The organism is Streptomyces sp. NPDC096046 (assembly GCF_040303285.1).
Taxonomy (GTDB): Bacteria; Actinomycetota; Actinomycetes; order Streptomycetales; family Streptomycetaceae; genus Streptomyces.
The window spans coordinates 55227-77092 of the sequence record NZ_JBEOSZ010000038.1 but is presented as its reverse complement, the minus strand read 5'-3'; the positions used below and the strand labels follow the sequence as shown (position 1 = coordinate 77092).

Sequence of the window (21866 nt, the reverse complement as noted above, 5' to 3'; positions counted from 1 at the left end):
GGATCCTGGGCACGATCCCGTCCAGGGCCGAGCGAAAACCATTCGCGGTGCGGCGCGCGGCCCGGGCGGCCGGGCCGCGGCGCCGCCCGGCGCTCCCCGCCCCGCCTGGGACGGCACGGGTTGCCGGGGCGGCCTGGGCCGGTCCCGTCGCGGTCCGTACTGGGGAGATCGCGTCCTGTATTGCTCCACCACACCAACTTAGGTCGTTCAATATGCCGAATAGCCCGTCAGACACGCCGATGACCGCGGCTTGGCCAAGCGTTCGATACGTCGCCTGGGCGGATCCGGACACGCCGTAGACTGGTGGATCGGCCGGTCCCCTGGCCCTCTGGCCCTCCACTCACGGGAAGTCGCAACGTGTCGCTCACGATCGGAATCGTCGGTCTGCCGAATGTCGGCAAGTCGACCCTGTTCAACGCCCTGACCAAGAACGACGTGCTGGCGGCCAACTACCCGTTCGCCACCATCGAGCCGAACGTCGGCGTGGTCGGCGTCCCGGACCCGCGCCTCACCAAGCTGGCCGAGATCTTCTCCTCCCAGCGCGTCCTGCCCGCGACCGTCGACTTCGTCGACATCGCCGGCATCGTGCGCGGTGCCTCCGAGGGCGAGGGCCTGGGCAACAAGTTCCTCGCGAACATCCGCGAGTCCGACGCGATCTGCCAGGTCATCCGCGCCTTCAAGGACGAGAACGTCGTGCACGTCGACGGCAAGGTCTCGCCCAAGGACGACATCGAGACGATCAACACCGAACTGATCCTCGCGGACCTGCAGACCATCGAGAAGGTCCTGCCGCGCCTCCAGAAGGAGTCGCGCATCAAGAAGGACATCGCGCCGAAGGTCAAGGCCGTCGAGGAGGCCAAGGAGATCCTGGAGAAGGGCGACACGCTCTTCGCGCACGGCCTCGTCCAGGGCAGCGAGCGCGCGGAGCTCCTGCACGACCTGCACCTGCTCACCACCAAGCCGTTCCTCTACGTCTTCAACGTCGACGAGGACGAGCTGACCGACGAGGACTTCAAGAACGAGCAGCGTGCCCTGGTCGCCCCCGCCGAGGCGATCTTCCTCAACGCCAAGCTGGAGGCGGACCTCGCCGAGCTCGACGAGGAGGAGGCGCTGGAACTCCTCCAGTCCGTCGGCCAGGAGGAGCCGGGCCTCGCCACCCTCGCCCACGTCGGCTTCCGCACGCTGGGCCTCCAGACGTACCTGACCGCCGGCCCCAAGGAATCCCGCGCCTGGACCATCAAGAAGGGCGCGACGGCCCCCGAGGCCGCCGGTGTCATCCACACCGACTTCCAGAAGGGCTTCATCAAGGCGGAGGTCATCTCCTTCGACGACCTGGTGGAGACGGGCTCGGTCGCGGAGGCCCGCGCGAAGGGGAAGGCCCGCATGGAGGGCAAGGAGTACGTCATGCAGGACGGGGATGTGGTGGAGTTCCGCTTCAACGTGTAGCGGGGTAACGCACCACCACGTCGCTGACCTGGCAAACATGCAGTTCGGAGGGGTTCGACGCTCTGGAGTCGGACCCCTGGTTCTCCCACCAGCCGTGGTGCTGAACCGCAGCCGGTCGCTGTCCAGCTCAGTGGGCTTGGCCAGAATGCGGAGGGCCATGTCTCGCGGGACCTCTCCACGGTTCGGCCGAGCCGGAACCCCGTGCGGGCGGCGCTGAAGCCCATCGCGATACGAGGGCTGGACGCCGTCCCGCCGTGCGCCTAACGGGCTGGACGCCGTCCCGCCCCGCGCCGCACGGGCCGGATGCCGTCCCGCCTCGCGTTACCCGGACCGGCCGTTCGAGCGCCGGTGTCGGGACCAGCGGGCGGCGGCGAGGCCGGTGGCCGCGGCGAGGGCGAACAGTGCCAGCAGGGTGAGGAGGGCACGCCTTCCGTGGTTCGGGATGACCGGGGGCGGTCCGGGTGGGGTCGTGTCGTGGGTGATGTCCCGGGAGATGCGGCGCCAGACGCGCTCCGGGGGTGTCGCCGGCAGGTCCACCAGGTGTGCGGTGCGCGCCGCGGTGACCACGCGGAGCAGCACGCGGAGTTCGTCGCGGCAGCGGTCGCACCGCTCGACGTGCCGCAGGGCCTCGGCGTCGGCGTCGGTCGGGGTGGCGTTGCGCAGCGCCAGTTCCACCAGATGCGCGGGGTCTACGTGGGCCACTGCGCCCTCCCGACGGGTTCCGCCGTGACGACGAGGTTGGACTGGTAGCCGCCCCGCTCGGGGACGTACGGGGGCGCGCAGGTGATGAGCGTGAGGACGGGGGCGCCGGAGCGGCTGAACGCCGAGGGGGGCAGCTCGTCCTTCGGCACGGTGACGCGGGAGACGACGCGGTAGCGCACCGGCTCGTCCCCCGCACGGCGCACCTCGACGCGGTCCCCGCGCCGTACGTCGTACAGCGCCAGGAACTCGCCGGGGTCGCCGGTGTCGGTGTCGACGTGTCCGGCCGGCACCGCCGGGCCCCGGGCGCTGCCCGGCGCGGGACCGTGGCGGTACCAGCCGGCCACGTCGGGGCCGCCGGGGACGGTCATGCTCCCCCGGTCCGTCACGCCCACGGGAATGACCCGGGCGTCGAGACCGGCGCGGGGGACGAGCACGCGCCGGGGCGGCGGGTTTCGCGCCGTGCCGGGTGCGGGGGGTGTCTCCGCGGCCACCGCGCCCCGGCGCTCGGACGGCGCGGCCGCGAAGTCGGGTGCGGGTGCGGCCGGTTGCGACGGACGGTCCGGAAAACCGGCGACGGCTGCCGGAGCGGCAGCCGCCACGATCGGTCCCGTCGGCCGTCGCGTGCCCTCAGCCACGCCGGCCGGCGACCCGGCGGGCCACCAGCAGGCCCGTCACCGCGACCGCTCCGGCCGCCGCGGCCCAGGCCGGCCCCAGGTCGGCGGAGTTCGGGGTGACGGCGGCACCGCTGCCGCCCGCGGGGACGCCGCGGGGCGACGACGCCATGCCGCTGAAGGTCTGCGTCGCCAGGGCGAGGTTCTTGTCCTCGGCGCTGCCCCAGGCGTAGACGACGTTGCTGGTGCCTTCCGAGAGTTTCAGGTCGGCCGGGCCGATGGCCACGGTGTCCGTACCGGCGAGCACCACATCGGTGTCGAGGGTGCCCGCGTCGACCTCGGCGGTGTCCTCCTTGGGGTTGGTGAGGTTGCTGAAGACCGGCTGTCCGCCCGCCCGGACGTCGACGGCGGGTGCCGCCGCGACATGACGGACCGTCAGGCGGGCCTTGCCGGTGTCGACCTGGGAGACGTCGTTGGTGAAGGCCGTGAGCTGCGGTGTGCCGTCGGCGGAGAGGTGGGCGGCGACCGTGGCGTTCGCACCGTCGGGCACCTTGATCTCCTTCTGCAGGGCCGGAGTTCCGCCGGGCCCCTTGCCCGCTTCGAAGATCTGGATGTCGTAGGTTCCGGCGTCGAGGGACTGCGGGTCCGTCACCGTGCCGGGCTTGAAGTCGCCGATCAGTTCGTCGCCGTTGGCGTACACGTCCACGGTCATGCCGGGGATGCCGTGGAAGACGGACACCATGGCCTTGTCCTGCTGGCCGGCCAGGGCGGGAGCGGAGACGCCGAGGGCCAGGGCACAGGCACCGGCCGAGGCGGCGATGGCGAGTCGGGTGTGGGAGGTCATGGGAATCATCCCTTCGAAATCCCTGTGAAAGGGTCTCCGTGCGATGCGGAGTCTCGGTCCTGTTTCAGGTGCGAGGGCCGCCGCGGATGCGGACGGCGGCACCCGCTAGAGGTCCGTGTCGGGGAGCTGGGGCTGCTCGATCACCGTGCGCAGCCGGTGCAGGCCGCGCCGGGCGTGACTCTTGACGGTGCCCAGGGGCATGCCGGTCCGTTCCGCGATCTGCGCCTGGGTCAGGTCCTCGTAGAAGGCCATGCACAGCACCTCCCGCTGGTGGCGCGGCAGCCGGGCCAGGGCGTCGATGAGCAGGACCCGGTCCAGGACGCGGTCCGGTGCCGTCTCGTCGGGTCCGCCGGTGTCGGCGTCGCGGCCGGCCGAGTCGATGAGTGTCAGGCGCCGCGTCCTGGCCGCCAGCGCGTCGACGATCTTGCGGCGGGTGATGCCGACCAGCCAGGCGCCGAGCGGACCCCGTTCGGGGCGGAATCCGGCCCGGCCGTGCCAGGCGCCGAGGAAGACCTGCTGGGTCACGTCCTCCGCCTCGTAGGTGTCCCCGAGCAGTCGGGTGGCCATGGTGTGGACGAGTGAGCCCCAGCGCCGGTAGATCGCGGCGAACGCCTCCTCGTCGGCGGCGACGAGGCCACGGGCCAGCTCCTCCTCGTACCGCGTCTCCTCCGCGGGCGCGGTGGGGGCGGTGGGTCGCGTATTCGTGATCATGGCCTGGTTCCTCCTGCAGTGCGTCGTGCGGGGACGGAAGGCCGTCTGCCGAACCGCACCGGTCGCGCTGTGCCGAGCCGCGACCATGCGCTCGAAGCCAGTGTTCGGTGCACAAACGACGCATCTCAACGTGCGTCGTTTGTGCGTCGTACAGTCGGAGGCATGGGTGTACACGAACGAGACAGCGAGGACCGCGGACGCGAGGGCTCGCCGCTCGGTGGCGGGCTGACCACCGGAGAGGTGGCCAGACGCCTGGGGGTGGCGCCCACCACGGTCCGGACGTGGGACCGGCGCTACGGCCTCGGGCCGGACGGGCACACCGGTGGGCGGCACCGGCGGTGGACCCCCGGGGACGTGGCACGGCTGGAGCGGATGTGCGCTCTGACCGCGACCGGGATACCGCCCGCCGAGGCGGCGCGCACGGTGCTCGGCGAAGCGACGCAGGAGGCCGGTCCGGCCGGGCGCGCGGCCCCGGTGACAGCGGAGGCGGCCAGGGCCGGGCAGGCCGCCGCAGCGCCAGGAGAGGCGGGCCCGGCCCGGCGGGCCGCCGAGGGGGCACCGGGACCCGCTCTCCCCGGCCGGCCGGTCGCCGACGCGTCACCCCGATCGTCCGCCCGCGCCCGAAGCCGGGCGGGCAGCGGACTGCGCCTCGGTGATGTGCGCCAGGAATGCAAGGGCATCGCCCGTGCCGCTCTGCGTCTCGACGCCGCCGCGCTGGACCACCTGCTGGAGACCGCGATCGCGGAACACGGGCTGGTCGCCGCCTGGACCGAGGTCATCGTGCCCACCCTCCAGGCGGTCGGCCGCAAGTGGGAGAGCTCGGGCGAGAAGTACGTCGAGGTCGAGCACTTCCTGTCCTGGCACGTCTCGGGCGCCCTGCGGCGCGGCGCCCCGCCCGTGGCCGCCGACCGCCCGGGCGCGACCGTCGTGCTCGCCTGTGTGCCGGGGGAGAACCACACGCTGCCCCTGGAGGTGCTGGCCGCCGCGCTCGCCGAACGCGGCCTGCCGGTGCGGATGTTCGGCGGTGCCCTGCCCGTGGAGTCACTCGTCACGGCCGTACGCAGAACGGGACCGGCGGCGGTGGGGCTGTGGGCGCAGTCCCGGACCACCGCCAGTCGGCCGCTCGCCCAGCACGTGGCCGCGATGGAGTGGGGCGTGCGGGGCGCCCGCCGCAAGCCGGTCGTCCTGACGATCGGGCCGGGCTGGACCGGCCGGACCGTCGCCGGCCTGCCGCGTCCGACGGGGCTCGCGGAGGCCGTCTCGGTTCTGGAGTCCGTCGTGTCGCGCTAGGCCCCTTCTGATGAATCTCCGTGGGAGACGGAGCGGCGTCCGGCACGCACTCTCGCCGCACCGGCCGAAAGCCCAAGTACGTCGGGTACGAGGACTTCCGGCCGGCCCGCCGAGAGCACGCACCGGACGCCGCTCCTCCAGGGGCAAACGGTGCCTGCCGCGGCACTGGCTCCGGCAGCGCTGCATCCGAACGAAGCCGCCCGCCCGAAGCGGTGAACGGACGGAACACAGTCGACCGGGTGGCCGGGAGCGTGGTGTGCGGATGAGCGGCGCGTGGTGGAACCGGTGACCCGGGGGCCCGCCGGCACGTCGGACGTGGTGGTGATCGGGGGCGGCGCGGCCGGCCTCAGCCTGGCGAACCGGCTGGTCGGGACCGGCGTCGCGACCGTGACCGTGGTGGAGCCGCCGGACGGTCCCGCACGCCCGGCGGAGCGCACCTGGTGCTACTGGGACCAGGACGGCGACGACCTCGGCCAGGCGGTCACCGCCACCTGGCCCCTGCTGCGGGTGCACGGCCCCGACGGCACCCCGCTCACCGTCGATCCGGCCCCCTCGCGCTACCGCATGGTGCGCTCCACGGCCTTCGAACGGCTGGTGCACGCGCGACTGGCGGATTCGCCCGGCGGACGGCTGCTGCGCGCGACGGCCGACACGGTGCGGGACGTGCCCGGGGGTGCCGAGGTCCGCTGCACAGCACCCGGCGGCCGCACGCTGACCCTGCGCTCCCGGTACGTGTTCGACTCGCGGCCGCTGCCCGCCCTGCCCCCGGCCAGGACCCAGCTGCTCCAGCACTTCCGCGGCTGGTTCGTGCGCACCCGCGACGGCCGGTTCGACCCGGCGGTCGCCGACCTCATGGACTTCCGGGTGCCCCAGCCGCGACACGGGCTCGCCTTCGGTTACGTCCTCCCGCTGGCCCCGGACCGGGCGCTCGTCGAGTACACCGAGTTCTCCCGGACCCCCCTGACCACCCCGGAGTACGAGGCGGCGCTCGGCCACTACGCCCGCGCGGTGCTGGGCCTGGGCGAGTTCACCGTGGACCGTGCCGAGCAGGGCGTCATCCCCATGACCGACGCCCGCTTCCCCCGGCGAACGGGCGCGTCGGTCTTCCGCATCGGGACGGCGGGCGGCGCCACCCGCCCCGCCACCGGCTACACCTTCGCGGCCGTCCAGCGGCACAGCCGGGCCATCGCCGACGCCCTGCGTGACGGCCGCGCCACCGTGCCCCGGCCGCACGGGCGGCGGGCACTCGCCATGGACGCGGTGCTGCTGCGGGCCCTGGACACCGGGCGGATCGACGGCCCGGCGTTCTTCACCGGCCTGTTCCGCCGCACACCCCCGCAGCGCCTGCTGCGCTTCCTCGACGGCGCCACCTCGGTCCGGGAGGAGTGGGGCATCGGACTGCGCACCCCCGTGGGCCCGATGCTGCGCACCGCGCTCGAAGTGCCCTTCCTGACCCGCCGCACCCACCCCGCCCCAGGAACCCGAAAGAGCCCCCCATGACCCTGCTGCACGACCGCGACCTGGCCCACGCCTTCGACCACGCGTCCGGCACCTACGACCGCCTCACCGGCCTCAACCCCGGCTACCGGACCGACCTGCTGCGCTCGGCCCGCCGGCTGCGACTGCCCGGGGACGGGGCCGGTCTGCACCTGCTCGATCTCGGGTGCGGCACCGGCGCCTCCACCCGGGCCCTGCTGCGGGCCGCGCCCCGGGCACGGATCACCGCGGTGGACGCCTCCGCCGGCATGCTGCGCCGGGCGCTGGCCAAGCCGTGGCCCGACGGGGTGCGCTTCCTGCACCTGCGCGCCGAGGAACTGCCGACGGCCGGCGAAGGCCCGTTCGACGCGGTCTTCGCCGCCTACCTGTTCCGCAACGTCTCCGACCCGGACGGCGTCCTCGCCACGGTCCGGTCCCTGCTGCGGCCGGGCGGACGCCTCGCCGTCCACGAGTACAGCCTCGGCGGCTCGCCCGCGCACCGCGCCCTGTGGACGGCCGTGTGCCAGGGGGTGATCATCCCGGCGGGCACGCTCACCGGCGACCGGGCCCTGTACCGGCACCTGTGGCGCAGCGTCCTCGACTTCGACACCGCGCCCGTCTTCACCGGCCGGTTGACGCGGGCCGGGTTCACACGGGCCCGCGCCCTGCCCCTCGCCGGGTGGCAGACCGGCATCACCCACACGTTCGTCGCCCGCAACGGCGGCACCGAGACGGCGGAGGCCGCCCGATGAGCACCCGCACCACCGGCCGGGGAGGTGCGGGAAGCCACCCGGCGCGCCCCCGCCCCACCGCCCGCCGCGGCCGGGACCGCAAGGCCGAGGTCCTGATGCCCGAGCCCGGCCGGGACCGGTTCGGGCCCGCGGACGCGCCGTCCGTCGCCGTGGTGGGCGGCGGCATCGCCGGACTCGCCGCGGCCACCGGCCTGGCCGAGCGCGGCGCCCGGGTGACCCTCTACGAACGGGAGGAGTCCCTGGGCGGCCGCCTCGCCGGCCACCGCACCCTGCTGGCGGACGGCTCCGAGGTGACCATGAGCCGGGGCTTCCACGCCTTCTTCCGCCAGTACTACAACCTGCGCGGCCTGCTGCGGCGCACCGACCCCGCCCTCGCCCGCCTCATCCCGCTGCCCGACTACCCCCTGCGGCACAGCGGCGGACTGACCGACAGCTTCGCCCGCGTCCCGCGCACCCCGCCCCTCAGCGCCCTCGGTTTCGTCGCCCTCAGCCCCACCTTCGGCTGGCGCGACCTCACCGCCCTGGACGCCCGGGCGGCCCTGCCGCTCCTGGACGTGCGCGTGCCCGAGGTGTACGCCCGCTTCGACCAGGTCGGCGCGACCGACTTCCTGGAACGCGTCCGCTTCCCCGAGGCCGCGCACCACCTGGCCTTCGAGGTGTTCTCGCGCAGCTTCTTCGCCGACCCGCGCGAACTCTCCGCCGCCGAACTGCTGCTGATGTTCCACATCTACTTCCTGGGCTCCTCGGAGGGGCTGCTCTTCGACGTGCCCGACGACCCCTTTCCCCAGGCCCTGTGGGAACCGCTCGGCGACTACCTCCGGCGCCTCGGCACGACCGTCCGCACCGGCACACCCGTCCACGGCGTGGAACCCGCCGACGCCGGGGGAGCGGAGGTGCGCACCGGCACCGGCACCGACCGGCACGACGCGGTGGTGCTCGCCCTGGACACCGGGGGACTGCGCCAGGTCGTCGCCGCCTCGCCCCGCCTGGGCACCGCCCCCTGGCGCGAGGGCATCGCCGCCCTGCGCACCGCCCCGCCGTTCCTCGTCTCGCGGCTCTGGCTCGACCGGCCGGTCCGCCCCGACCGCCCCGGCTTCCTCGGCACCAGCGGCTACGACGGCCTCGACAACATCAGCGTCCTGGAACGCTACGAGGGCGAGGCCGCCCGCTGGGCCGCGAAGAACGGCGGTTCGGTCGTGGAACTGCACGCCTACGCCGTCGGCCCCGGCGCGGACCGGGAGAGCGTGCAGGACGCGCTGCTCGGGCAGGCGCGGCGGGTCTACCCGGAGATCGGTCGGGCACAGGTCGTCGACGCCCGGCACGAGTGGCGCTCGGACTGCCCCCTCTTCCCGGTCGGCACCCACCACCGGCGCCCCACCGTCCGGACCCCCCACCCCTGGCTGAGGCTGGCCGGTGACGGACTGCGCTGCGACCTGCCCGTGGCGCTGATGGAACGCGCCGCCACCACCGGCTTCCTGGCGTCCAACGCCCTGCTCGCCGGGTGGGGGGTGCGCGGCCAGGTGCTGTGGACCGTGCCGCGGGCCGGCCGCTCCCCGGTACTGCGGGCACTCGGCGCGCTCGCGGGACCTCCGGCGCACCGGTGACACCCGCGGCCGGGCGGGCCCGGGCCGGGAGGCCGCCGAGGCCGCGGATCGCCTCGGCGGGTTCACCTCATCCGGGGAACCGCCCGGTGCTGCGCAGCGCCCAGCGCCGCTCGGCGTAGGCGAGGTCGTCGCGCCACAGGCGCCCGGCGGTGCGCCGCATCAGGGGGCGCAGCACGGGGGCGGCGGCCCGGGCCAGGGCGAAGCCGCGCCGGTCCGAAGCGGCGACGACCGCCTCGATCACGGCCGTCCGCGGCCGTTCCGCGGCCGCGGCGGTCAGCGGCGTGGCATGGGTCTCCACCACGGACGTGGCGCCCTCGCCCTCGGTGATGCGCATGACGACGGTACGCGGCTCCGGCGCGGTGAACTCGGCCCTGACGGGCACCACCAGACGGCCCGCCACCCGGAAGGACACATCGACCACGAAGGCGTCGTCCGTCTCGCCCCGTGGTTCCCGGGCCACCGTCAGATCGACGAAGGAGTACGGGTGGAACCAGGACCCGTGCCACGGATCGAGGCGATTGGCCACCACGTCCTGCGGTTCGCACCGCCCGGCCGCCGTGAACACGGCGTCCACCCCGGTCGCCGCCGCGGGACGCACCGGAACCACCGGCCGCTCCGACGGCTCCTCCCCGCCGACCGCGTCCAGCCGGACCCACACCAGCACCCCGTCGTCGTGGGCGGGGTACGGCTGCCAGCCGGCGGACGGCGAGCCGTCCAGCGCAAGTCCGTGCCAGCGGCACACCAGCGTGCCGCACACCACCCGGCCGTCCCGCAGGGGAGCACCGAGGTGCGGGCAGACACCGGAGCCCGCCCGGAGGTCACCCGACGACGAGCGCCACAGCACCACCTCGACGCCGCCGACGGTCCTGCCGCAGGGGCTGCCGGGCCGCACGTCCCGGGAGGCGCCGACCACGAACCAGTTGCCGGAGGGCCGGGCCGACGCCCGTGTGAGGGCGTCGGCGATCAGCGCCGGCCGTGCCGCGCGCCAGGTCGGCGTCTGCTCCGCCCAGCCGGGGCCGCGGCGCCGCCGCAGCGGTGAGGTCCAGCGCGCCCTGTCCGCTCGGTCAGCCACGACCCGGTCCCTTCCGTTCCAGTGCGGCGCGGTCCGTCGCCGGCGTCGCGCGCCACCGCGCGTGGGCCACCTTCAGGACACCCGCCGCGGCGGTGGCCGCCCGCCGGCGGCGGGGCACCACCGCACGGTGATGCAGCACGGTGTAGTCCTGCCGCGCGATCGCGTCGAGGATGCCGCCGTACAGCGTGAACGCGGTGCCGATGCAGGGGCGCACCCTCGGGTCGAGCATCCCGATGCCCGGCCGGGCCGTCCGGTACACGTCCCTCGTCATGGCCTCGGCCTCGACCAGCGCCGCCCGGATGCGCGGGTCGCCGCGGCCGGTCCGCCGGCTCCAGAGCAGCAGCGAGCGGTCCACGCCGTGCGCGGCGAGCAGGTCGGCGGGCAGGTAGACGCGACCGCGGTCCAGGTCCTCGCCCACGTCCCGCAGGAAGTTGGTGAGCTGGAACGCCACCCCGAGGGCCGCCGCGTGCGGCGCTGCCTCCTCGCGCGGGACGACCGTGCCGAGCACGGGCAGCATCTGCAGGCCGATCACCGCGGCCGAGCCGTGCATGTAGGCCCGCAGATCGGCGTAGGTCGGGTAGTCCGTGACGGTCAGGTCGGCGCGCATCGAGGCGAGGAAGTCGGCGAACAGGTCCACGTCGATGCCGTAGCGGTCGGCGGTGTCCGCCACGGCCCGGACCACCGGCTCGGTTCCGCCGCCGGTGCGCAGGGCGTGCCCGAGGTCGCCCTCCAGCCGCTTCAGCAGCAGGTCCCGCTCGTCGGGGGTCGACCGCCGGTCCAGGTCGTCGACGATGTCGTCGGCCCAGCGGGCGAAGCCGTACAACGCGTGCACCGCCGCACGGCGTTCCAGCGGCAGCAGGCGCGTGGCCAGGAAGTAGGTACGGCCGTGCCGGGCGTTGAGCCGCCGGCACCGGCCGTAGGCGGCGCGCAGGCCGGGGTCGGTGATCCCGGCGGCGTCCAGTTCACGACGGGTCATGGGCACCTGCTCCGGTCGGGGTGGACGGGAGGCGGTCCGCCGGCCGGACCGCCCGGGCCGGCCGGGTGCGGCCCCCGGTGACACGGGCGGCGGCGAGCTTCCCGCTGATGAGCACGGTCGGCACGCCGACACCGGGCGTGGTCCCGCAGCCCGCGAGCACCACGTTGTCCAGTCCGCGCACGAGGTTGCGCGGCCGGAAGGGGCCGGTCTGGGCGAAGGTGTGGGAGACGGAGAAGGGACTGCCCGCCGCGTGGCCCTGGGCCGTCCAGTCGAGCGGGGTCACCAGCAGTTCCTCCTCGACGCTGTCCGCGAAGCCGTCGAGGCCGCGGCGTTCCAGCTCGGCGAGCAGGCTGTCGCGGTAGCGCGGGCCCAGGTCCCGCCAGGCGGCGGCGGAGGGGCCGACGGCGGTGTTGGGGCAGGGCGCCAGGACGTAGTGGAGGTGGCGGCCCGGCGGCGCCAGGGAGGCGTCGTGCGTGGTCGGCCGGGTGATCAGCAGCGACGGGTCGCTCATCAGCCGTCCCGAGCGGGTCAGTTCGTCGAAGGTGCGCTCCCACGCGGCGCCGAAGGACAGCGTGTGGTGGGCGAGGTGGGGCCAGGTGCGGTCGGTCCCGGCGTGCAGGACCACCGCGGACGGCGAGTGCCGCAGCCGCACCGGCCGCCGGGGCGTCCGGCCCAGCAGCCGGTGGGCGGCGGGCAGTTCGCAGGTCAGCACCACCGCGTCGCACGGGATGCGCTCACCCGAGGCGAGGCGGACGGCCCGCACCCGGCCCGCCGGGCGTTCCAGCGCGCTCACCTCGGCCGACCAGCGCAGCTCGGCACCCGCACCGGCCGCCACGTCCGCCATCGCCCGGGGCAGGGCGTGCATGCCGCCCTTGGGGAACCAGACCCCGGCCACGGTGTCCATGTAGGCGATCACCGCGTACGCCGCGAGCGCCCGGGCCGGAGCCACCCCCGCGTACAGGGCCTGGAAGGAGAAGACCCGGCGCAGCCGGGCGTCGGAGAGGAAGCGTCCGATCCGGCCGTCGAGACGCCCGAAGCCGCCCAGCGCCGCCAGCCGGGCCAGATCCGGGTGGGCCAGCTGGAGGGGCGAGTCGAAGTTGGTGTCGATGAAACGGCGCATCTGCGCCCGGTACAGCCGCTCCAGCCACTCCCGCAGCCTGCGGTAGCCCGCCGCCTCCGCCGGTCCGGCGAAGCGCCGCACCTCAGCCTCCATGGCGTCGCCGTCGGTGTGCACGTCGAGTGAGGTCCCGTCCGCGAAGCCCGCCCGGTAGGCGGGGTGCAGGGGCACCAGCTCGACGTGCCGTTCGAGGCTCTCGCCGACGGCCGCGAACGCCTCGTCGGCCAGGTGCGGCATCGTCAGCACGGTGGGCCCGGTGTCCACCAGGTAGTCGCCGAGTCGTGCCCGCCCGGCCCGGCCGCCCGGGCCGGCGTCCCGCTCCACGAGCGTGACCCGGCGGCCGTCGCCCAGCAGATGCAGGGCGCACGCCAGACCGGACAGACCGGCGCCCACCACGACGACATGGTCCGTCGGTCCCGTCACCGTCCTCATACCAGCTCCTCGGCGGGCTGCGGGGCGACGCCCGAGGCCCGTTCGACCAGGGCGGCGAACTCCCGCCGCACGACGGGTGCGGCACCGGTCGCCTCGAAGTGCCGCAGGCCGGCGGCCGCCAGCTGCGCGATCCGTGCCTCGATCTCGGCCCGGGCGCCCGTCCGTTCCAGCACCGCCCGCATCCGCTCGACGCCGTGCTCCGGGCGGGCGCCCGCACCCGGGTCGAGCACGGCGGCGGCCTCCTGGTCGCCGGTGGCGCCGGCGAGCCGGACGGCGGTGGCGAGGAGCGGCGTGAGCTTGCGGGAGCGCAGATCCTCGTCGGACGGTTTGCCGGTCACCTCCGGGTCGCCGAAGGCACCGATGAGGTCGTCGCGCAGCTGGAAGGCCAGCCCCGCGCAGCGGCCCGCCGCCCGCAGCGCGTCCAGGACGGGCGCGTCCGCACCGGCCAGGGTCGCGCCGAGCGCCAGGGGCCGCGCGACGGTGTACCGGGCGCTCTTCAGCACGGCGATGGTCCGGGCCTCGTCGGCGTCGGAGGAGCCGCTCGCCTGCGCGCGCAGATCGCGGTACTGACCGGCGACCATCTCGGTGCGCATGACCCGCCATTCGTCGTACAGCCGCGCGCCGTGCGGTGCGGCGAGTGCCGTCTCCGTCAGCAGGTCGTCCGCCCACGCCAGTGCCAGGTCGCCCGCGAGCACGGCGGCCGACGTCCCGAACGAGTCGGCGGACCCGGCCGCGCGGCCGGTCCGGTGGTCCCGGGCGAAGTCCACGTGCATCGCGGGCGCGCCCCGGCGCAGCGGTGATCCGTCCATCACGTCGTCGTGGATGAGCGCGCAGGCCTGGAGCAGTTCGAGGGCGGCCCCCGTGCGCAGGACCGCCCCGGGTTCGCCGGAGCCGCCCGCGGCCCGCCAGCCGCAGCACACGAACGCCGTGCGCAGCCGCTTGCCGCCCCGCCGGACGAACGCGGCGACGCGGTCGGCCATGTCATGGGCGAACACCGCGTCGGTCTCGCGGGCCTGCCGCAGTCGCGTGTCCAGTACCCGCTCCAGGACGCGCTCCACGGCGCGCGTGGCCCCGGGAGCGGTGAGCGGGGCGTGGTTCGTCTCCGCCGGTCCGGCCGGCGTCGGCCACGGTCCAAGCATGCACAACCCCTTCTCGCTTCCGGTCATCCGCACATCAGTGCTTCCACCGGGGGCGGTGTTTCGGATGCGCGCGGTGCCGTGCTGTCAGCCGCGGCCGCGGGCCTGCCGGAAGCGGGCCAGTCCCTCACCGAGGTCGAGGAGCGGCGCGGGATAGCGCAGCCGGGCCCGCTCGTCCGCGGGGAGCCGCCAGGGCTCGTGCACCGCCGCGCCGCCGACGTCCGCCAGTTCGGGCACCCACCGGCGGACGTAGGTGCCGTCCGGGTCGTAGCGCTTGCCCTGGAGCACGGGGTTGAGGACGCGGTGGGGACGGGTGTCGGTGCCGGTGCCGGCGACCCACTGCCAGTTCAGCTGGTTGTTGACGAGGTCGCCGTCCACCAGGTGCCGGAGGAAGTGCCGGGCACCGATCCGCCAGTCCACATACAGCGTCTTGGTCAGGAAGCTCGCCACCAGCAGCCGGGCCCGGTTGTGCATCCAGCCCTCGTGGCGCAGCTGGCGCATGCCCGCGTCGACCACCGGGTAGCCGGTGCGGCCCTCCCGCCAGGCGGCGATGTCCTCGGCGGCCTCGTCCTCGCCGCGCCACCGGTCGCCCCGGGTGCGGTAGTCCCGCGCGGCCGCATCGGGCCGGGCCGCGAGGACCTGGTGGTGGAAGTCGCGCCAGCACAGCTGACGGACGAAGGCCTCCGCGCCGGCGCCGCCCTTCTCCCGGGCCCGCCGTACGACCTCCACCGGCGAGAGCGTCCCGAAGTGGAGGTACGGCGACAGGCGCGAGGTCGCGTCACCGGCCAGGTCGTCGTGGCGTTCCTCGTAGCGGGACAGACCGGTGTCGGTCCATCGCGCCAGTTTCTCGCGCCCGGCCGTCTCCCCGCCGTCCGGAAGCCGCGGCGACAGGTCCGCCATGCCCGTCCGGGACGGCGGCTCCTCGCCGCGCACGGCGTCGGGCACCCGTACGGCGCGCGGCGCGGGCAGGAGGTCGCGCAGCCGTTCCTTGGACCAGCGGCGCATGTAGGGGGTGAACACGGCGAAGTGGTCGGAGCCGAGTGGTGTCACGGCCCCCGGCGCGACGGCGGTGACCACGGCGTCGTGCACCCGCAGGGCGACACCGGCGGCGTCGAGTTCCTCGCGCAGCCGCTCCTCACGGCGGTGGGCGTAGCCGGTGACGCCCGATGCCATGTGGACCTCCGTGGCGCCGCAGGCGGCGGCGACCGCGCGGACCTCCCGGGCGACGGGCCCGGTGCGCACCACCAGCCGTCCGCCGCGCCGGCGCAGAGCCGAGTCGAGGTCGGCCAGGCAGTCGGCGAGGAAGGCGGCGCGGTTGGGCACGTCGAAGCCGGCGGCGTGCACGGCGGGGTCGCGGACGAACAGGGGCACCACCTCGTCCGCCGAGTTCAACGCGGCGTGCAGGGGCGGATGGTCGTGCAGACGCAGGTCCGAGGTGAACAGGACGACCGCGGCGGTCATGGCGTCACTCCTGGTGCGGTGGTGCGGATTGCGTTCGTTGCTCCCGGGCACTTCGCCGCCGGCGGGCCCGTCGGCGGCGCGTGGCGCTCCGCCGTCCGCTCGTGCCCTCGGACGCGGCCCGCGCGATGTTGCGGGCCATGCCGCCGAACACGGCGGAGTGGAACGGGGCGACGCTCCACCAGTAGGCGTGGCCCAGCAGGCCGCGCGGGTGGAACAGAGCCCGCTGCCGGTAGCGGGTGCGGCCCTGCTCGTCGGTCTCGGTGTACATCTCCAGCCAGGCGAGGCCGGGCAGCCGCATCTCGGCCCGCAGCCGCAGCAGACGACCCGGTTCGATCTCCTCCACCCGCCAGAAGTCCAGCGAGTCGCCGACCCGCAGACGCTCGGTGTCACGCCGTCCCCGGCGCAGTCCCACACCGCCCGCGAACCGGTCCAGCCGGCCCCGGACCGCCCAGGCCAGCGGGGAGGAGTACCAGCCGTTGTCGCCGCCGATGCCCTCGACCACCCTCCACAGCGCCTCCCGGGAGGCGTCGACCGGCCGCTGCCGTTCGTCCTGGTAGAGGCTGCCGCCCGCCCAGTCGGGGTCGGTGGGCAGCGGGTCGCTGGGCGCTCCGGGCACCGAGGCCGAGGACCAGCGCGTGGTGACCTGCGCTTCCCGCACCCGGCGCAGTGCCAGGGCCAGCGCCTCGTCGAACGGCAGGGGCCGGCCCGGGGTGTCCGGCACATAGCGGGCGATGTCGTGCTCGTGGCAGACGACCTCGTGCCGCAGCGACTCGGTCAGCGGCCGGGCGAGGGAGGCGGGCACCGGGGTGACGAGGCCGACCCAGTGGCTGGACAGCCGTGGCGTGAGCACCGGCACCGGCACGATGAACCGCCGCCGCAGCCCGGCCACGGCGGCGTAGCGCAGCATCATGTCGCGGTAGGTGAGGATGTCCGGCCCGCCGATGTCGAAGGCCCGGTGGACGTCGTCCGGCATGGTCGCGGATCCGACGAGGTAGCGCAGCACGTCCCGTACCCCGATGGGCTGGGTGCGGGTGTGCACCCAGCTGGGGGTGACCATCACGGGCAGGCGTTCGGTGAGGTAGCGCAGCATCTCGAACGACGCCGAGCCCGAGCCGATGACGACGGCGGCGCGCAGCACCGTCGCGGGCACGGGCGAGTCGAGGAAGATCCGCCCCACCTCGGCCCGGGACCGCAGGTGCGGGGAGAGGGAGTCCTCGGGGACGCCGTGTGGCGTGAGCCCGCCCAGGTAGACGATCCGCCGCACCCCGGCGGCCCGGGCCTGCTCGGCGAAGGTCCGGGCGGCGGCGCGGTCGGTGTCCTCGAAGCGCGAGCCGGAGCCGAGGGCGTGCACCAGGTAGTAGGCGACATCGACGCCGCGCATCGCGGACGCCAGCGACCCCGGGTCGGTGACGTCCCCCCGGACGGTCTCGGCGTGCGCCGCCCAGGGGTGGTCGCCGAGCTTGGCGGGGGAGCGGGCGAGGCACCGGACGCGGTGGCCTTCCTGCAACAGCTCGGGCACCAGTCGCCCCCCGATGTAGCCGGACGCCCCGGTGACCAGGCAGTGCAGCCGCCGCCCGTCCGTCGTCATGGTCGTGCCTCCGTCCGCCGACGCCGTCGCCGCGCTGTCGGTGCACGGCCGGCCCTGACGCGAACACTTCCCGCCCGGCGCCCGCGGCGGATGCACGACACGGGCGCCGGCGACGGTTCAGCCGGAGGGCGTACCGCCGTCCGGCCCCCGCGGGGCCGTCCGGGCCAGGGCGCTCGGCCACCACGCCCGCGGGCCGACGTCGATCATCAGTGCGGGCACCAGCAGCGAGCGCACCACGAGCGTGTCGAGCAGCACCCCGAAGGCGACGATGAACGCGATCTGCACGAGGAACGCCAGCGGGATCACCATCAGCGCCGCGAACGTCGCGGCGAGCACCACACCGGCCGAGGTGATCACCCCGCCGGTGGTGGTCAGCCCGCGCAGCACCCCCTGCCGGTTGCCGTGCGCGAGCGCCTCCTCCCGGACCCGCGACATGAGGAAGATGTTGTAGTCGACGCCGAGCGCCACCAGGAACACGAAGCCGTACAGCGGCACCGACGCGTCCGTGCCGCTGAACCCGAGCAGGTGCTGGAAGACCAGCGCCGCCACCCCGAGGGTCGCCAGGAAGTTGAGCCCCACCGTCGCCACCAGCAGCACCGGCACGAGCAGGGAACGCAGCAGCAGCATCAGGATCAGCAGGATGACGGCGAGCACGATCGGCACGATGACCGTCCGGTCCCGGGCGGCGGTCCGCTGGGTGTCGTACTGCTGGGCGGTGTACCCGCCGACCAGCGCGTCGGCCCCGGGGATCGCGTGCACCGCGGCGCGCAGCCGCGCGACGGTCTCCTTGGCCGCGTCGCTGTCCGCGCTCGCCGCCAGGGTGGCGTCGATGCGCACCCGCCCGTCGAGGACGAGCGGTTCGCCCGCCCCGGGCCGTCCGGAGGCACCGGCGAAGGCCACGCCCTCGGTGCTCCGGGCGGCGGCCGTCACCTCGGCGGTCCGGTCCGCGTCGGCGATGATGACGGCGGGGTTGCCGGACCCGCCGGGAAAGTGCGCGCCGAGCGTCTCCTGCGCGGACACCGAGGGCGCGTCGTTCACGAAGATCTCGTCCAGCGGCACGCCCTTGGCGGACAGGGAGGGCGAGAAGGCCGCGAACACGGCCAGCACGAGCGCCGTCACCACCCAGGTCCGCCGCGGCCGGCCGTTGACCGCCCCGGCGACCCGCCGCCACACGCCGGTTCCCTTCCCGGACTCCTCGGGGGGTTTGGGCCGGGACGGCCAGTAGGCGGTGCGGCCCAGCAGGGCCAGCGCGGCCGGCAGGAAGGTGAGCGCGGTGAGCACGGCGCAGCCGATGCCGATGGCGCCGACCGGCCCCAGGGCACGGTTGTTGGTGAGGTCACTGGCGAGCAGGGCCAGCAGCCCGAGCGCCACGGTGGCCGCGCTGGCGGTGATCGCCCCGAACGACCGGCGTACGGCGGCCGTCGCGGCCCGGAAACGGTCCGGGCGCAGGGCGAGTTCCTCGCGGAAGCGCGCGGCGAGCAGCAGGGCGTAGTCGGTGGCGGCGCCGATCACCAGGATCGACAGGATGCCCTGCACCTGCCCGTCGACCCGGACCACGTCCCGTTCCGCCAGCGCGTAGACCACGGCGCAGGCCAGGCCCAGGGCGAACACCGAGCCCAGGATGATCAGGAACGGCAGCAGGACACTGCGGTAGACCAGCAGCAGGATCAGCAGGACGGCGCCGAGGGCCACGCCCAGCAGCAGTCCGTCGATGCCCGCGAACGCGTCCGACAGATCCGCCTGGCTGGCCGCCGGTCCGGCGATCTGCGCCGTGGTGCCCGGCACGGCCCGGGCCGCCTCGCGCACCGCGTCGAGGGTGGTGGGCAGTTCGTCGCCGAGGTCGGGTTCCAGCTGGACGACGGCCTGCATCGCCTGACGGTCGTCGGAGAGCAGGGCGGGCGAAGGGCGGCCGACGACGCCGGGCTTCCCGGCGAGCGCGCCGACGGCCCGGGTGGCCTCGGCCCGCCGGTCCTCGGTGAACCGTTCCCCGTCCGCCGTCCAGACCACGATGGCCGGCACGGTCTCGGACCGGTCGAACGCCTTCCGGGCGTCGAGGACGCGGGTGGACTCGGCGCTGCGGGGCAGGAAGGCGGCCTGGTCGTTGGTGGCCACCTCGCCGAGCTTGCCCGCGTAGGGGCCGAGCGTTCCGCCCACGCCCAGCCAGACGAGGAGCAGGACGAGCGGTACGAGCCACCGGGCCCGTCGCTGTGCGGTTCTCATGCGCATCCCAAGCCGTAGGAGGTGAGTCGTGGACAAATTAACTCACTCATAAAGTATCTCAATGGTTGAGAGATACTAGGGTGGGGGGATGAGCGGCTCCGGTGCATCCATGGCGTCTCTTCCGGCGGACGACCCCACCGGGTTGCAGACCTTCGCCGTTCTGTTGCGCCGGATGAACAGCGAGTTCAACCGCATCACCCAGGAGTTCGCCCAGGATCAGGGCCTGCACCTGACCGACATGCAGGCCCTGATCGCGATCCTGGCCGCCGACTCCGACCCGGACGCGGGCGACGAGCCGATGACGCCCGGCCGGCTGCGCGGGGAGCTCAATCTCACGTCCGGCGCGGTGACGGCGTGCCTCGACCGACTGGAGAGGGCCGGCCACATCCGCCGGGTCCGGGGCGCCGGGGACCGCCGCGTGGTGCACCTGCACTACGCCGACGCGGCCAGAGGCCTGGCCCGGGACTACTTCCGGCCGCTGGCCCGGAGCACCGAGGCGGCCAGGGGCCGGTTCAGCCCCGAGGAGCTGGAGGTGGTCGTCCGGTTTCTCGCCGAGCTGAACGCGGAACTGGCCCTGCTGCGGCGGGACCCCGGCTGAGGGTTCGTCACGAACGGGTCGGGGCCGGACCCACGAGCCCGGCCCCTGCGCTCAGTTCACTCAGCTCTCAGTTCACTCAGCTCGCTGAGGTCAGAACTGGAGCGCCCAGGCGTCGATCCGCCCGGTGTCGTAACGGGCGTTGTCGCTCACACGCAGCTTCCACGTGCCGTTCGCGGTCTCCGAGGAGGCGTTCACGGTGTACGTGGTGTCGATGTTGTCGGCGCTGCCGCCGGTGCCGTACGCCTTCAGCGTGTACGCCGTGCCGTCAGGGGCGATCAGCTGGATCTGCAGGTCACCGATGTAGGTGTGGACGATGTGCACCTCGACGGCCAGGGCCGACGGGGCGTTGCCGGAGACGCCGGAGACCGTCACCGGGGACTCGGCGGTGGCGTTGTCGGCGATCGCCTGGTCGGCGGTGTTCTCGAAGCGCGGGCCGGGCGGGGTGGTCGTACCGCCGCCGACGTACAGGAGCCGGTTGGGTGAACCGGTGCCGGGGCTGGTGACGACGCCGGTGGTGGCGGCGGACGTCAGCGCGGCGGAGACCTGCGCGGGCGTGGCCGTGGGGTTGGCCGCCAGGTGCAGGGCGGCGGCGCCGGCGACGTGCGGGCTGGCCATCGACGTGCCGGAGATGGTGTTGGTCGCCGAGTCGCTCGTTCTCCAGGCCGAGGTGATGGACGAGCCGGGCGCGAACAGGTCCAGGACGGTGCCGTAGTTGGAGTAGCTCGCCTTGGCGTCGCTCGGCGTCGTGGCACCGACCGTGACGGCCTCGGTGACCCGTGCGGGGGACCGGGTGGAGGCGTTGGTGGACTCGTTGCCGGCCGCCACCACGAAGGTGACGCCGGAGGTGATGGCGTTGCGGACGGCCGTGTCGATGGCGGTGTCGCCGGGGCCGCCGAGGGACATGTTGGCGACGGCGGGCTTGACCGCGTTCCGGGCGACCCAGTCGATGCCGGCGACGACCTGGGCGGTGGTGCCCTGGCCGGAGTTGTTCAGCACCCGGACGCCCACGACCTCGGCTTTCTTGGCGACGCCGTAGGCGCTTCCGGCGACCGTGCCGGCGACGTGCGTGCCGTGGCCGTGGCCGTCCTGGGCGGTGTTGTCGTTGTCGACGGCGTCGTAGCCGTAGGAGGCGCGGCCGCCGAAGTCGCCGTGGGTGATGCGGACGCCGGTGTCGATGACGTACGCGGTGACGCCCTCACCCGCCGAGTCCGGGTAGGTGTACGAGCTGTTCAGCGGCAGGCTCTTCTGGTCGACGCGGTCCAGGCCCCAGGACGGCGGGCTCGGCTGCGTCCCGGTGATGGAGAACGTCCGGTTCTGCACGACCGAGGCGACGGCCGGGTCGGCGGCGAGACGTTTCGCCTCGGACGCGGAGGCCTCGACCTCGTAGCCGTTCAGGGCCTTGGTGTACGTCCGCTCGATGTCGGCGCCGTACTTGTGCGCGAGCGCGCGGCCCTCGGCGGAACCGGCCTTCTCGGTCTTCAGGGTGACGATGTAGCTGTCGGCGACGGTGTTCGCGGCGCCCTCGTACTGCACGCGTCCTTCGGTCGCGACCGGGGCCGCGCCGGCGGGGAGGGCGGAGACGAGGCTCGCGACGAGCGCCGCGGTGGCCGTCGCGCCGAGCGCGGCCAGTCTTCGCCGGGTGGAGCGGTGGGGAGTACGCATCACTGCCATCTGAGGGGTCCTCCTCATCGGTGGTGCGCTGTGGGGTGTGGTGCACGCCCGTCGGTCGCCGCCGATGGGGCCAGTGGGTCATGACCATGTCAAGACAGCGGCTACTCCTGTGCGTCAGCGAAAGATTGAGGCCTCCACAGGAATTGCACAAGGGCCCTG

18 protein-coding genes and 1 pseudogene are annotated in these 21866 nt (G+C 74.4%); 6 read left to right on the top strand and 13 right to left on the bottom strand.

The features are described from left to right. Positions 1–357 precede the first annotated feature (357 nt). On the top strand, positions 358–1446 hold the full coding sequence (gene ychF, locus ABTX62_RS27565) for a redox-regulated ATPase YchF (protein WP_352118740.1): 1089 nt from the start codon (positions 358–360) through the stop codon (positions 1444–1446). Positions 1447–1536: 90 nt separating this feature from the next. Here ychF and ABTX62_RS27560 read toward each other — a convergent pair. The 5 genes and pseudogenes from ABTX62_RS27560 to ABTX62_RS27540 form a co-directional block, all read right to left on the bottom strand. Continuing rightward, positions 1537–1620 (bottom strand): annotated as a pseudogene (locus tag ABTX62_RS27560) (type II toxin-antitoxin system RelE family toxin); the annotation flags it as partial. A 147-nt stretch (positions 1621–1767) separates the two neighbouring features. Then, positions 1768–2148: a hypothetical protein gene (locus ABTX62_RS27555; protein WP_352118739.1), complete on the bottom strand. Its 381-nt coding sequence runs from the start codon at positions 2146–2148 to the stop codon at positions 1768–1770. Continuing rightward, a complete protein-coding gene (locus ABTX62_RS27550) occupies positions 2136–2747 on the bottom strand; it encodes a class F sortase (protein WP_352118738.1) in 612 nt (203 codons plus the stop codon). The genes ABTX62_RS27555 and ABTX62_RS27550 overlap by 13 nt, the downstream gene beginning before the upstream one ends. A 28-nt stretch (positions 2748–2775) precedes the next feature. Further along, on the bottom strand, positions 2776–3603 hold the full coding sequence (locus ABTX62_RS27545; protein ID WP_352118737.1) for a DUF4397 domain-containing protein: 828 nt from the start codon (positions 3601–3603) through the stop codon (positions 2776–2778). A 105-nt stretch (positions 3604–3708) separates the two neighbouring features. After that, entirely contained in the window at positions 3709–4314 is a 606-nt protein-coding gene (locus ABTX62_RS27540; RefSeq protein ID WP_352118736.1) for an RNA polymerase sigma factor, read from the bottom strand. A gap of 162 nt (positions 4315–4476) precedes the next feature. On the opposite strand from ABTX62_RS27540, the gene ABTX62_RS27535 reads away from it, so the two are divergent. The 4 genes from ABTX62_RS27535 (at position 4477) to ABTX62_RS27520 (ending at position 9436) form a co-directional block, all read left to right on the top strand. Beyond that, the gene (locus tag ABTX62_RS27535) at positions 4477–5604 is read left to right on the top strand and encodes a MerR family transcriptional regulator (protein ID WP_352118735.1); all 1128 of its coding nucleotides are present in this window, start codon (positions 4477–4479) and stop codon (positions 5602–5604) included. Positions 5605–5880: 276 nt separating this feature from the next. Then, entirely contained in the window at positions 5881–7104 is a 1224-nt protein-coding gene (locus ABTX62_RS27530) for a lycopene cyclase family protein (protein WP_352118743.1), read from the top strand. Beyond that, positions 7101–7832, top strand: a complete 732-nt coding sequence (locus tag ABTX62_RS27525; RefSeq protein WP_352118734.1) for a class I SAM-dependent methyltransferase — start codon at positions 7101–7103, stop codon at positions 7830–7832. Before ABTX62_RS27530 ends, ABTX62_RS27525 begins: the two co-directional genes overlap by 4 nt. Continuing rightward, positions 7829–9436, top strand: coding sequence for an FAD-dependent oxidoreductase (locus ABTX62_RS27520; RefSeq protein ID WP_502998019.1), 1608 nt, complete (start codon positions 7829–7831; stop codon positions 9434–9436). The genes ABTX62_RS27525 and ABTX62_RS27520 overlap by 4 nt, the downstream gene beginning before the upstream one ends. Before the next feature lie 67 nt (positions 9437–9503). On the opposite strand, the gene ABTX62_RS27515 is transcribed toward ABTX62_RS27520, so the two are convergent. From ABTX62_RS27515 to ABTX62_RS27485, 7 genes are all read right to left on the bottom strand, one after another. Then, positions 9504–10508, bottom strand: coding sequence for a Rieske (2Fe-2S) protein (locus tag ABTX62_RS27515; RefSeq protein ID WP_352118733.1), 1005 nt, complete (start codon positions 10506–10508; stop codon positions 9504–9506). Beyond that, positions 10501–11484 (bottom strand): phytoene/squalene synthase family protein, encoded by a 984-nt coding sequence (locus ABTX62_RS27510; RefSeq protein WP_352118732.1) that lies wholly within the window; start codon positions 11482–11484, stop codon positions 10501–10503. The genes ABTX62_RS27515 and ABTX62_RS27510 overlap by 8 nt, the downstream gene beginning before the upstream one ends. Then, a complete protein-coding gene (locus ABTX62_RS27505) occupies positions 11471–13033 on the bottom strand; it encodes a phytoene desaturase (protein ID WP_352118731.1) in 1563 nt (520 codons plus the stop codon). Before ABTX62_RS27505 ends, ABTX62_RS27510 begins: the two co-directional genes overlap by 14 nt. Next, positions 13030–14172, bottom strand: a complete 1143-nt coding sequence (locus ABTX62_RS27500) for a polyprenyl synthetase family protein (protein WP_352118730.1) — start codon at positions 14170–14172, stop codon at positions 13030–13032. The genes ABTX62_RS27505 and ABTX62_RS27500 overlap by 4 nt, the downstream gene beginning before the upstream one ends. A gap of 84 nt (positions 14173–14256) precedes the next feature. After that, entirely contained in the window at positions 14257–15630 is a 1374-nt protein-coding gene (locus tag ABTX62_RS27495) for a cryptochrome/photolyase family protein (protein WP_352118729.1), read from the bottom strand. Positions 15631–15634: 4 nt separating this feature from the next. Then, positions 15635–17218, bottom strand: coding sequence for an SDR family oxidoreductase (locus ABTX62_RS27490; RefSeq protein WP_352118728.1), 1584 nt, complete (start codon positions 17216–17218; stop codon positions 15635–15637). Between the two features lie 117 nt (positions 17219–17335). Beyond that, entirely contained in the window at positions 17336–19438 is a 2103-nt protein-coding gene (locus ABTX62_RS27485; protein WP_352118727.1) for an MMPL family transporter, read from the bottom strand. A gap of 109 nt (positions 19439–19547) precedes the next feature. Between ABTX62_RS27485 and ABTX62_RS27480 the strand changes: the two genes are divergently transcribed. Further along, on the top strand, positions 19548–20036 hold the full coding sequence (locus ABTX62_RS27480) for a MarR family winged helix-turn-helix transcriptional regulator (protein WP_352118726.1): 489 nt from the start codon (positions 19548–19550) through the stop codon (positions 20034–20036). A gap of 90 nt (positions 20037–20126) precedes the next feature. Here ABTX62_RS27480 and ABTX62_RS27475 read toward each other — a convergent pair whose 3' ends face one another. Then, positions 20127–21707, bottom strand: a complete 1581-nt coding sequence (locus ABTX62_RS27475; protein WP_352118725.1) for a S8 family peptidase — start codon at positions 21705–21707, stop codon at positions 20127–20129. Positions 21708–21866 lie beyond the last annotated feature (159 nt).

Coding starts and splice junctions, on each gene's coding strand:
- ABTX62_RS27545 (WP_352118737.1), bottom strand. CDS start 3,603: ATGACCTCCCACACCCGACTCGCCATCGCCGCCTCGGCCGGTGCCTGT.
- ABTX62_RS27540 (WP_352118736.1), bottom strand. CDS start 4,314: ATGATCACGAATACGCGACCCACCGCCCCCACCGCGCCCGCGGAGGAG.
- ABTX62_RS27535 (WP_352118735.1), top strand. CDS start 4,477: ATGGGTGTACACGAACGAGACAGCGAGGACCGCGGACGCGAGGGCTCG.
- ABTX62_RS27525 (WP_352118734.1), top strand. CDS start 7,101: ATGACCCTGCTGCACGACCGCGACCTGGCCCACGCCTTCGACCACGCG.
- ABTX62_RS27520 (WP_502998019.1), top strand. CDS start 7,829: ATGAGCACCCGCACCACCGGCCGGGGAGGTGCGGGAAGCCACCCGGCG.
- ABTX62_RS27510 (WP_352118732.1), bottom strand. CDS start 11,484: ATGACCCGTCGTGAACTGGACGCCGCCGGGATCACCGACCCCGGCCTG.
- ABTX62_RS27505 (WP_352118731.1), bottom strand. CDS start 13,033: ATGAGGACGGTGACGGGACCGACGGACCATGTCGTCGTGGTGGGCGCC.
- ABTX62_RS27500 (WP_352118730.1), bottom strand. CDS start 14,172: ATGCTTGGACCGTGGCCGACGCCGGCCGGACCGGCGGAGACGAACCAC.
- ABTX62_RS27495 (WP_352118729.1), bottom strand. CDS start 15,630: ATGACCGCCGCGGTCGTCCTGTTCACCTCGGACCTGCGTCTGCACGAC.
- ABTX62_RS27490 (WP_352118728.1), bottom strand. CDS start 17,218: ATGACGACGGACGGGCGGCGGCTGCACTGCCTGGTCACCGGGGCGTCC.
- ABTX62_RS27485 (WP_352118727.1), bottom strand. CDS start 19,438: ATGAGAACCGCACAGCGACGGGCCCGGTGGCTCGTACCGCTCGTCCTG.
- ABTX62_RS27480 (WP_352118726.1), top strand. CDS start 19,548: ATGGCGTCTCTTCCGGCGGACGACCCCACCGGGTTGCAGACCTTCGCC.
- ABTX62_RS27475 (WP_352118725.1), bottom strand. CDS start 21,707: ATGGCAGTGATGCGTACTCCCCACCGCTCCACCCGGCGAAGACTGGCC.